This is a genomic window from Methanobrevibacter sp. TLL-48-HuF1, from assembly GCF_023617305.1.
GTDB lineage: Archaea > Methanobacteriota > Methanobacteria > Methanobacteriales > Methanobacteriaceae > Methanocatella > Methanocatella intestini.
Genome location: NZ_CP081485.1, coordinates 447,409 through 457,500, shown reverse-complemented (window position 1 = coordinate 457,500; position 10,092 = coordinate 447,409). Strand labels below are relative to the sequence as shown.

Annotated in this window: 11 protein-coding genes (1 of these 11 only partly in view); 1 reads left to right on the top strand and 10 read right to left on the bottom strand. The window is 30.2% G+C overall.

Annotated elements, in window-relative coordinates:
• Positions 1-94, top strand: the 3' portion of a protein-coding gene (gene cgi121 / locus K4897_RS02250; protein ID WP_019264238.1) for a KEOPS complex subunit Cgi121. The gene continues 395 nt to the left of window position 1, outside the view; the window shows 94 of its 489 coding nt (coding positions 396-489); its start codon lies beyond the left edge, outside the window; its stop codon occupies positions 92-94.
• Here the strand turns inward: cgi121 and K4897_RS02245 are convergent.
• From K4897_RS02245 to gatE, 10 genes are all read right to left on the bottom strand, one after another.
• The gene (locus tag K4897_RS02245) at positions 78-1,052 is read right to left on the bottom strand and encodes a DegT/DnrJ/EryC1/StrS family aminotransferase (protein ID WP_250416452.1); all 975 of its coding nucleotides are present in this window, start codon (positions 1,050-1,052) and stop codon (positions 78-80) included. The two genes, cgi121 and K4897_RS02245, sit on opposite strands and share 17 nt — an antisense overlap.
• 7 nt (positions 1,053-1,059) lie before the next feature.
• Positions 1,060-2,235: an Nre family DNA repair protein gene (locus K4897_RS02240; protein WP_250416450.1), complete on the bottom strand. Its 1,176-nt coding sequence runs from the start codon at positions 2,233-2,235 to the stop codon at positions 1,060-1,062.
• An 88-nt stretch (positions 2,236-2,323) separates the two neighbouring features.
• A complete protein-coding gene (gene guaA / locus K4897_RS02235) occupies positions 2,324-3,250 on the bottom strand; it encodes a glutamine-hydrolyzing GMP synthase (RefSeq protein WP_019264235.1) in 927 nt (308 codons plus the stop codon).
• 18 nt (positions 3,251-3,268) lie between these two features.
• Positions 3,269-3,529, bottom strand: coding sequence for a hypothetical protein (locus K4897_RS02230; protein WP_019264234.1), 261 nt, complete (start codon positions 3,527-3,529; stop codon positions 3,269-3,271).
• A complete protein-coding gene (locus K4897_RS02225; RefSeq protein WP_250416447.1) occupies positions 3,522-4,094 on the bottom strand; it encodes a GMP synthase subunit A in 573 nt (190 codons plus the stop codon). Before K4897_RS02225 ends, K4897_RS02230 begins: the two co-directional genes overlap by 8 nt.
• 102 nt (positions 4,095-4,196) lie before the next feature.
• On the bottom strand, positions 4,197-4,709 hold the full coding sequence (locus tag K4897_RS02220; protein WP_250416445.1) for a hypothetical protein: 513 nt from the start codon (positions 4,707-4,709) through the stop codon (positions 4,197-4,199).
• An 81-nt stretch (positions 4,710-4,790) separates the two neighbouring features.
• Positions 4,791-5,279 (bottom strand): hypothetical protein, encoded by a 489-nt coding sequence (locus K4897_RS02215; protein WP_019264232.1) that lies wholly within the window; start codon positions 5,277-5,279, stop codon positions 4,791-4,793.
• Between the two features lie 199 nt (positions 5,280-5,478).
• A complete protein-coding gene (gene trxB, locus K4897_RS02210) occupies positions 5,479-6,393 on the bottom strand; it encodes a thioredoxin-disulfide reductase (protein WP_094516683.1) in 915 nt (304 codons plus the stop codon).
• A gap of 111 nt (positions 6,394-6,504) precedes the next feature.
• Complete coding sequence (locus K4897_RS02205) at positions 6,505-7,707, bottom strand: hypothetical protein (protein ID WP_250416442.1); 1,203 nt, start codon at positions 7,705-7,707, stop codon at positions 6,505-6,507.
• Positions 7,708-8,225: 518 nt separating this feature from the next.
• Entirely contained in the window at positions 8,226-10,091 is a 1,866-nt protein-coding gene (gatE, locus tag K4897_RS02200) for a Glu-tRNA(Gln) amidotransferase subunit GatE (protein ID WP_250416440.1), read from the bottom strand.
• Position 10,092: the final 1 nt, after the last annotated feature.

Here is a 10,092-nt window from a genome sequence, read left to right as displayed (position 1 = left end):
GAAGATTTATGATATTGATGAAAGTGAGTTAGCAAATATGCATATTGATGATATAATAATTGATAAAATAACCAAGCTTATAGTTGATTACTGAAAACTTCTATTATTTTATCAAGATTTTCTTTTTTTAAACTGCTGTAATCTAAATTTTTAACTTCAATTACAATTCCTTTTTCTTTCAGGCGATTATAGTTTGGACATTTTGTAATGAAAGCATGGTGATTTATTTGCAATTCTTTTTTTACTTTCCAGATTACATCCTTAGGTTTATCATGTTGAATAATTACATTAACTCCTCTTTTACTTGTGTGGAATGTGTTGTTTATATGTTTTTTTAATATGTTTGTTGCATTTATTGTTTGTTCCAAATTACTTTTTACAAAATCAAGTTCTTTATCTATACCACTACATATTATTTCATTAGTTTTACTTAATTTTTGAGGTAATTTGGTATTTTCAAAAATTTCATTGTTGTTTGTGCTGATAAAGCCGCCGCTTCCAACATTGATTATTTTTGGAGAACCTGTTGAAGCAATTATAATGTCTGATAAATTTCCATTTCCCAATTCCTGTTTTTTATCTCCAATTCCAGCAGAAGCATCTTCAATTGTTGTGATTCCATTATTTTTACAGTATTTTGAAATGCTTTTTGTATCCTGATTTGCACTGTATCCTGCAAAACTGGTAAATATTAATGCAGAGTTTTCAGGAATGTCTATTTCATTTAAATAATCAGTATTTATTAATCCTAAATCTGTTTTGAGGGTTATTATGTCTTTATTTAAATACCTGGCAATCTGCTTAAAACCATTCCATCCTCCTTGATCAGGTATGATAATTGAACCTTCAATAGCTGACAGAGCTATGAAAATACTGTTGTTTCCGCTGCTGGTTATTTTACAGTATTCATGGCCAGTAAGTTCCTTTACCTTTTTTTGGCAGTTTTTTTCAAAACTGCAGTCTTTATCATTTAAATAAGGATTTTCTCCCTGGGCTACTTTAGCCATAATTTCTTTAGTTTCTTTATGAGGTTCTTTAAATTTAAATTCCATATTATCACTATTTAAAATATTGATCCAGAGTAGTTTGTTTGGTGTGAAGCATTTCATTTAATAGAGTTCCCTGTTTTACGTATTTTTTAATTGGTATTTTTAATTTAGTTCCGCAATACAATAATGCCTCTTTTAAGGTTTCAAATTCTTTATAGGGTTTTTTCATAGCTTCCTTTATATTTTCTCTAACATTGAATACACCTAATGGAACATATCCTTCATAAGCTTCTCTTAAAATTATTAATCCTGATTGTTTTTTCTCTTTAAGTAAACTGTCAAGTACTGCCATTTTAGCAGTGTAATAACATCCTCCAACGCGAGAATATTCTTTTTTGCCGCCGTTTGTTTCATAATCTGAGAAAATAAGTTCTTCCTTACCAATTAATTTAATAAATGCTTCATACCATTCATATTGCCATTCTGTTGGAGTTAATATGATTGCATAATAATTGTTCAAGCTTCCGAATTCATAAACTCGGTAGGTGTCAATTTTTTCAAAGTTCTTAACTTCTTTTAAGAATTGGTCTGCTAAGCTAGTATCGCATGCTGTAATTGACCATCTGGTTGGAACTAATTTTCTTTTATATTTTGTTCCGAAAGCACCTACGGAAAATGCTTTTTGCATAGCTGTAAATGGAACATTTTTGTTATGTAAATTTAAAACAGCTTCACTAGCTTTTAAATCAGTATCATAATAGCTTTTTTCCAATTGTTTATCCCAGCGAACTGCATCTATATCAAATTTTTCAATAACCGCACTTGGACCATGAGGCATACTGTCTTCAGTTAATAAAGCTCCTGTCGGACGTTTACCAAATGTAGCTTCGCTATTAATAGCTTTAGAAGCCAGAGATATGTCTTGCAGTTTTTCAACAAATGGATTGTCCAGATCATCAATTTTAATTAGTTGTTTTCCTCTTACAAGACTCATTCTGTAATTAATTATATCTTCCTGGTTTTTATGCTGTCCGATCCATGATTCTGGAGAATCCATAATTGCAGTATCTCCTACCTGATTTGCCATCATAGGTCCTGCATAAACTTTAGGATAGGACCATCTTCCAATAAAAACAGATGGTGGTGTGCTGCCTTCCAAATTTTTTCCAACTTTAACTGATTTCATCTGTATTTGTCTGGTTAATTTTTCAAGGTATGCATTTTTGGTTGTTTTCATATTTGCCATTTTAAATCTAGTAAAAATAAGTATTTAAATTAAAAAAAAGATTTGAAAGTACATAAATGTTATTCATTTAAGTACTGTTTATTTGTTTTTAAGCGAATTCGATTGTGCTAGGTGGTTTATCACTTATGGATAATGCAACATGTGTTACTTCAGAAATTTCAGAAGTTATTCTTTGTGACATTGTTTGAATAACATTCCAGGGTAATTCCGGAACATATGCAGTCATAGCATCAATGGAATCAACAATTCTTAAAACAACTAAGTAACCAAAGTCTCTTTGGTCTCCTTTAACTCCAGTAACTTTACTGTCAGTTAATACTGCGAAGTATTGCCATACGTCTTTGTCAATACCTGCTTTTTCTATTTCATCAGTTACTATTTTATTTGCTTTTCTGCAGATATCAAGTTTTTCGTGTGTAAGTTCACCGATAACTCTAACAGCAAGTCCCGGACCTGGGAATGGTTGTCTGTGAACTACTTTTTCAGGTAAATCTAATAATAAACCAATTTCTCTTACTTCATCCTTGTATAAGTCACGGATTGGTTCAACTAAATCAAGAACCATACCGCTAGGGAGTGCTAAGTTATGGTGGGATTTGATTTTACCTTTACTTTCAATCCAATCAGGAGCTATAGTACCTTGTACTAAGTATTTTGCATCTGTTTTTGCAGCTTCTCTTTCAAAAACATCAATAAATACTTTACCTATGATTTTTCTTTTTTCTTCAGGATCTTCCACTCCTTCAAGAGCACTTAAGAATTCTTCAGAAGCATCAACATAATTAAAGTTTAATCTGTCTTTAAATGTATTGGTTACTTCTTCTACTTCTCCTTCTCTTAAAAGACCATGATCTACAAATATTGCTATTAAATTATCTCCAATAGCTTCCTGAACAAGAACAGAACACACTGAACTGTCAACACCTCCAGATAATGCAATAATAGCTTTTTCATCTCCTATTTGCTCTTTTATCTTTTGGATAGCATCTTTAATAAATTCTTCTGGACCTAACATTGTTTCAACCACAAATGTTTATTCTTCTTCGCTTTCTTCTTCGTAATCTTCAATGATTTGTTTGACTATTGCTTCTAAACCATTTTCGTTTCCAGCTTCAAGTGCTTCAAATATTTCATCATATTTGACATATTTTTCTAATTTTATAGCTTTAGCACCAATTCCTGAGATTCTGAATCCATATTCTTCATCTCCTACTGGAATATTGACATATTGTCTTCTTAAACCTGGTTTGTTTGCAAGTGCTTTTTCTTTTAAGTCTTCTGGATTATCAATCATTATTACACCTTTTTTTACAAATTTCATAGAAATTTTCGAATATAGTTGATCCTTTAGGAGTATGATGTACTTCAGGATGGAATTGTATTCCATAAACATCTTTTTTTGTATGTTTAAAGGATTCAACATCGCATAAGTTTGAATTAGCCAAAATTTCAAAATCATCAGGGATAGTTTTTACTTCGTCTTTGTGGGAGGACCAAACTTCCATTTTTGGAGCTAATCCTACAAATAAGTTTTCATCATTAACAATATTGATTTCAACTTTAGCATAGCTTTCAGTATTGGATGTGTCTATTTGTCCACCGTAAGTTTTGGCTATTAGTTGGTGTCCTAAACAGATTCCTAAAATAGGTATATCAAAATGTTTAATATATTCTTCACTGTTTCCAGCACCTTCAATTGAAGGTCCACCACCTAAAATCAATCCAATTGGATTTTTAGCTTCAATTTCTTCAATACTTAATGTATTTGGAACTAATTCTGTTGGAATTTTAAGATATTGTAAGCTACGTTGAATTCTATGATTATATTGGCCTTTATTATTAATAACTAATATTGTCATTTTTTACTCCCTAATTTAATAGTATTATTTTAGTTTTTTTTATTTATTATATGTTTGTACTAAATTTTGGGAATAATATTTTAAAAAAAGAAAAATAGGTTTTTACACCTTAATTTTAATACTTTGAGTCATGTTTTTTACAAGGTCTAAATCAGGGCATTCTACAATTATCATTTGGTTGTCATCACTGTAAATACCTGCATAACCTTGCTGAACATTACCATTGGTGGATATCATTTTATCATTATAAAACTCAATATTGCTGCTGTTAGAACTTTCGTCAAGTTTAGTTAAGTTCATTTGTTCTAAATATTTTGTACAAATTTCTTTAAAGTCTATTGTGTATCCAGTTGAATTTTGCACGTTTTCTTCAATATATGAACTATTTAAAAAAGATACCATGATGCTGTTTTCATTATCAATATATGTTTCAGCAAATTCAGAGCTTGAATTTATTTGTTCAAATTGGGCATTTGATGGAATAGTCATTGTAAATGCTCCAAAATCAGCACTCTGATTGTTATTTTCCTCAGAACTTATTGTTATAGCCACAAGAGATGCAGCTGCAATTACAAAAATAATAATACATATCAGAACTTTATTTTTATTTTCCATATTTCTCACCTCATTTTTATTTTAATTTAAAAAGTATAAATATTTTTTTTAAAAAAAAGAGATGAGGGCTTTTTTTTAACCCTATTTATTTTTTATTGTAGGTATCATCTGTTTCAATAAATCTAAATCATAGCTGCCGATTATGATGATATTATTTGGGTTACTGTTATTTATTGCAATGTATGTATCATTTTCAAATCCAATAATATTATTTTCATCTGTTATCTGGTAGTATGTAATATTGTTGGAAGTTTCTACAATTCTTGAAGAGTTAGTTAAATTTTCAATAGTTGTTTGTTCCAATATATGATTTAATTCATCTTGATTTTCATAAAATGTTTTGTTAACATTTATAACTTGAATATTATCTCCAGCATATACACTTAATGATAGATCAGAACCTATTAATTCAACATCACTGTCTTCAGGTATTTCCATTGTAAATTGCCCAAAGTCATATCTTTCCATTTCTGGAGGAGCTGTAACTTCACTATTCATATAGCAATATCCTCCTGCAGATAATAGAATCATAGCTATGAAAAATATGATTAGTTGCCATTTTCTTTCCATTTTTCCCACCATTTGCTTAAACTTTATATATAATATTAAATAAATCACATTGTCATGGAACTTAGAGATTTAATTTATATTATTATTTCAATTTTAATTGCAGTAGTGCTATTAAAAATATTCATGTGGTTATTACCATTGTTTATAGTATTAATTATAGCATTTTTTATATATGTCTTTTTAGCTGAACGTTTTTAATTTATTTTGATTGGTGTATATCTTCATATGCAGAAGTTGCAGCTATTGCACCTTCTCCACATGCTACAACCCATTGTCTTAAACCGCCGCATATATCTCCTGCTGAATAAATATGGTCAATATTTGTTCTTTGGTGTTTATCTGTGAGTATTTCCCCATTTTCATTTAATTTAACATTTAATTTTTTAGCTAACTTATTATGGGGTTCATATCCTATACTAACAAAAACTCCCTGGGTTTTAAATTCATGATATTCATCAGTTTTAACATTCTTTAAAATTACGGAATTTATGAATGTGTTTCCTTTTATTTCCTCAGCTGTTGTATCGTAAATAACATTAATGTTTCTTTCTTTAATTTCTTTTTGTAGATATTGCTGTGCTCTTAGTTTGTCTCTTCTGTGAATGATGGTAACATTACATCCGACATTGTCTAAGAAAATAGCTTCTTGCAGTGCACTATTTCCACCGCCAATCATTATAACATCTTTATCTTTAAAGAATAATCCGTCACAGGTAGCACAATAACTGACTCCTTTACCTAAATATTCTTCTTCTCCAGGAATTTCCAAGTGTTTGTGTGAGCTTCCAGTAGCTAAAATTATTGTTTTTCCGCAGTATTCATCTTTATGGGTTGTAACAAGAAATTTGTCTTCATTTTTTTCTATGTTTTTTACAATTTCATTTTCATGCAATTCAACAAATTTCATACATTGCAGTTTCATTTTTTCAACTAATTCAAAACCGGAAATAGTGTCAAATCCAGGATAATTTTCCATTAGTGGAACTTCACGGCCAATTCCTCCAGCTAATCCTTTATCTAAAATTAATGTTTTGGTTCCCTGTCTGCCTGCATAGATTCCGGCAGTCAGTCCTCCAGGACCTGCTCCAACTATGATTATATCGTAAGTTTTCATGTTAATAACCTCAATATTTTAGTTAATTTAATTATGTTATTTGAGATTATTTAAAATTAATGAAATTATTATTTTATTTGGATAAGTTAAAAAAAAGAAAAAGGAGATTAATTATTCGTTTTTCTTATATCTGTAATAACCAAAGATTAAAACAGCAAAAACAATAATTAATACAATTATAAAAGGTATTGGATTAATTTGTGTTTGTTTTGAAACATCTTTATCAAGAAGTTCATGAACACTTTTTTCAGAGTCACTGGACTTTGTTGCTTCTTGTGAAGAGTCTGTTCCTACATTCACATTACTTTCAGTAGAATTACTGACAATTTTATTTGCATTGGAAACAATTTCATTAAATTCATCGGTTATATTTGAAACAATATTGTTAAGAATGTTATCTGTTTGATTATTATTGACTGTATCTGTTGTTTGAGTATTGTTGTTATTTGTAGTAGGTTTAGTTGTATTAGTTTCAGGATTGTTTGGAGTTACTGGATTACTTGGTTCACTTGGCTCTGGAGTTACAGGATCCATATTAATAAATTTATTTGGTATTGGGAATTTACCGGTTTCATCATCAACTATTATAGTTGTATTGGTAGTTCCAAAATAATTGTTATTAATGTTGGAGTCTTTTGCTGTTGATTTTTCAATTACAAAAATTTTATTATTCTCAGGGTAATTATTCACTATATAATTATTATCAAATATTACTCTAGATGGTATAGCTGGTGTTTCTTCATCAATATATATTACTCCAGTTTCACCATAATTATTAGTAATAATAGAATTAGTTACCTCCAAAGGTCCAGAAGTAATCATAGCTGCCCCTTTTGTACCTGCAGTATTATTAGCTATAGTACAATTGTTAACAGTTAACTCACCAGGCCAGTTGTATAATGCTCCTCCCCACTCTCTTGCAGTATTATTTTCAAATATACAATCTTCAACAGTGGTTGTTGAATAGATACCTGTACGTGTAGCACCTCCATCACGGTAAGCATAGTTAAATCTAAATAATGAGGTGTAAAGATAAGTATCTCCCCAGTATGTACAAACCGCACCACCATCATGGCCAGCATAATTGTTTATAAATTGACAATTATTTACTTTAAGGTATCCTTTGTTAGTAATTTTCTTTCCGAGTTTGTAAAATTCTTCTCCTGCCACGGAAATAGCTCCACCATTTTGAATAGCTTTATTGTCTTTAAAGATGCAAGTATCTACATATACTTTACCACCGTGTTCACTATTGATTGCTCCACCGTAATCATGACCATTACCATGTATAAAGGTTATATTAATAAATTTCACAGTTGAAACAGAATTAATTAAAACAATGCTGTTTTTATACTGTCCATCTATTATAATATCTTCAGCATTTCCTTTTCCTTGGAATGTTAAGTTTTTATCAACTTTTATTCCGTTTTGGTAATAAGTTCCTGGTGTTAAGTAAATAGTAGATGAACTATTTGCATTATTTACTGCTGTTTGTATTGAATCACCTGGGCCAATAGTTATTGAATTATCAGCATCAATGCTATTGGATGTTCCATTCTCTTCAGCAGAAACTGCAGGAATAGCAATTACTAAAAGTAAGAATATAAGAAGAACTGATAGCTTCTTTATATTTTCACCCCCATTTATAATATTTAAAAGGGTTTAAATATAAAGTTTTTGTCTTGTTTTGAAATTAAATAATATCGTAAAAATGAGGTAAAATGTATGAATTAGCTATTTGAAGTATGGGAGTAAGATTTTTAATTTATAGATGTTAATTAAGATTATTGTTGAATTTTAAATAAAAATAAGTAAAAGAGTTATTAACTCTTTTATAACATTTTCTGAATAGATTGCCTGACTATTTTATTAACAATACTTCCGTCAGCTTTACCTTTAAGTTTTTTCATACTCATTCCCATTAAAGGACCCATAGCTCCCATTTGACGTTCTTTAACCATAGATTCATTTTTATTAACAATGTCTTCAATGATTTTGGTAACATCTTCCTGGCTAAGTAAAGTTAAATTATTGTTTTCAGCTGTTGTTTTGATTTCTTCGTTAGGTGACTGTATTACACAAGTTGTTAATTTGGTAATGCTGTCTTTAGCTATTTTGGAATCAGCTAAAAGTTGGAAAATATCTTTTAAGTGTTGTGTAGTTAAAATATCAATGTCAAGACCTTCCCTTTTAATTTCTCTTAAATCATAAGCAAGAAGAGAAGCTACTGGTGTTGGATCTACTTTTACATCAGCCAATATTTCTTCAAAGACATCAGCTTCTAATCTTTTAACTAGTTGGCTAGCTAAATCTTCACTTAAATTATATTCTTTAATAATTCTTTCTTTTTTAACATCTGGAAGTTCAGGCAAGTTATTTTTAATTGGTTCAACTAATTCATCACTTATTTTAAATAATGGAATATCTGTTTCCAGATACATTCTGTTAGCTGTAGGAAGTGGTCTCATATATTCTGTATTTCCGTCATCTAAAGATTTACGGGTTTCTTCAACAACTCCTTCAAATCCAAGATTGGCTCTTCTTTTAACTTCTTCTAATGCTGAAATAGCTATATCTTCATCATGTGCAACAATAATAAATGCATCTTGAGAACCAATATTCAAATAATCTTTTACAGAATTTACTTCATCTTGTGTAATGCCATATGCAGGTAGTTCATCACTATGGAATATTCCGGAAACTCCACGTTTTTTAGCATAACTTGCTATTTCAGTACCGAATCTTCTTCCTGGCTGAACTTCTTTTCCAATAAGTCCACTGAAACCTTTTAATACAACTGCTTTTATAGATTCTGCTTGAGATAATATTTTGGATTCAGTATTTTCAAATAAGCTGTCCAAATCATGAATCTCTTCAAGTACTTGAGCATTTCTTTTGTTTAACTCTTCTTTTATTTCAATTAATGCAAGTTGTCTTTGAACTTCATTTTCTACGATTTCACTCATCAAATCAAGATTTTGAACACCTTTAATTTCAACACGAGCTCCTTTTTCAATTGAAATATTCAAATCCTGTCTGATTGTTCCAAGACCTCTTTTTACATTGGTACTTCTTAAAACCTGACCAATCATATATGCAACTTCACGAACTTGATCAGGATGGTGCATAGATGGATCTGTTGTAATTTCTGCAAGAGGAATACCTAATCTGTCTAATCTAAATTCAGTATAATCTTCGGTAGTTTCAATTCTTCTAGCTGCATCTTCTTCAAGACCTAAACTTTCAATAGTTACTCTGCCGTAAGGAGTATCAAGATAACCGTCAGTTGCAGCAAGTCCTGTTCTTTGGAATCCTCCAGTATTACTTCCGTCAATAACCTGTTTTCTCATTGTATGGAATTCATCTACAATATGCATATTCATCAATGCAGCTATTGTAATACAGATTTCAAGAGCTTCTTTATTTAAACTGTGAGGCGGTTCATCATCGCTTTCTACAAGACAGGTATGATGATTGTAAGATTCATATTTAAAGTTTAAGCCACGTAAAGACTCCTGAAGTGCAGCTCTGTCAATTTCACCAAGTTCACTTTGTGTTGGCCTTAAGTTTCTCTCAACAATTTCATTGTAATCTTCATCAACCAATTCAGTTTTACAAGGACAAAAGAGTTTATGTTTTGTATTTAATTGCTGATGAATTTCAAGTCCCATTTTAAGTCCTAATTTTTCCCAATCCATT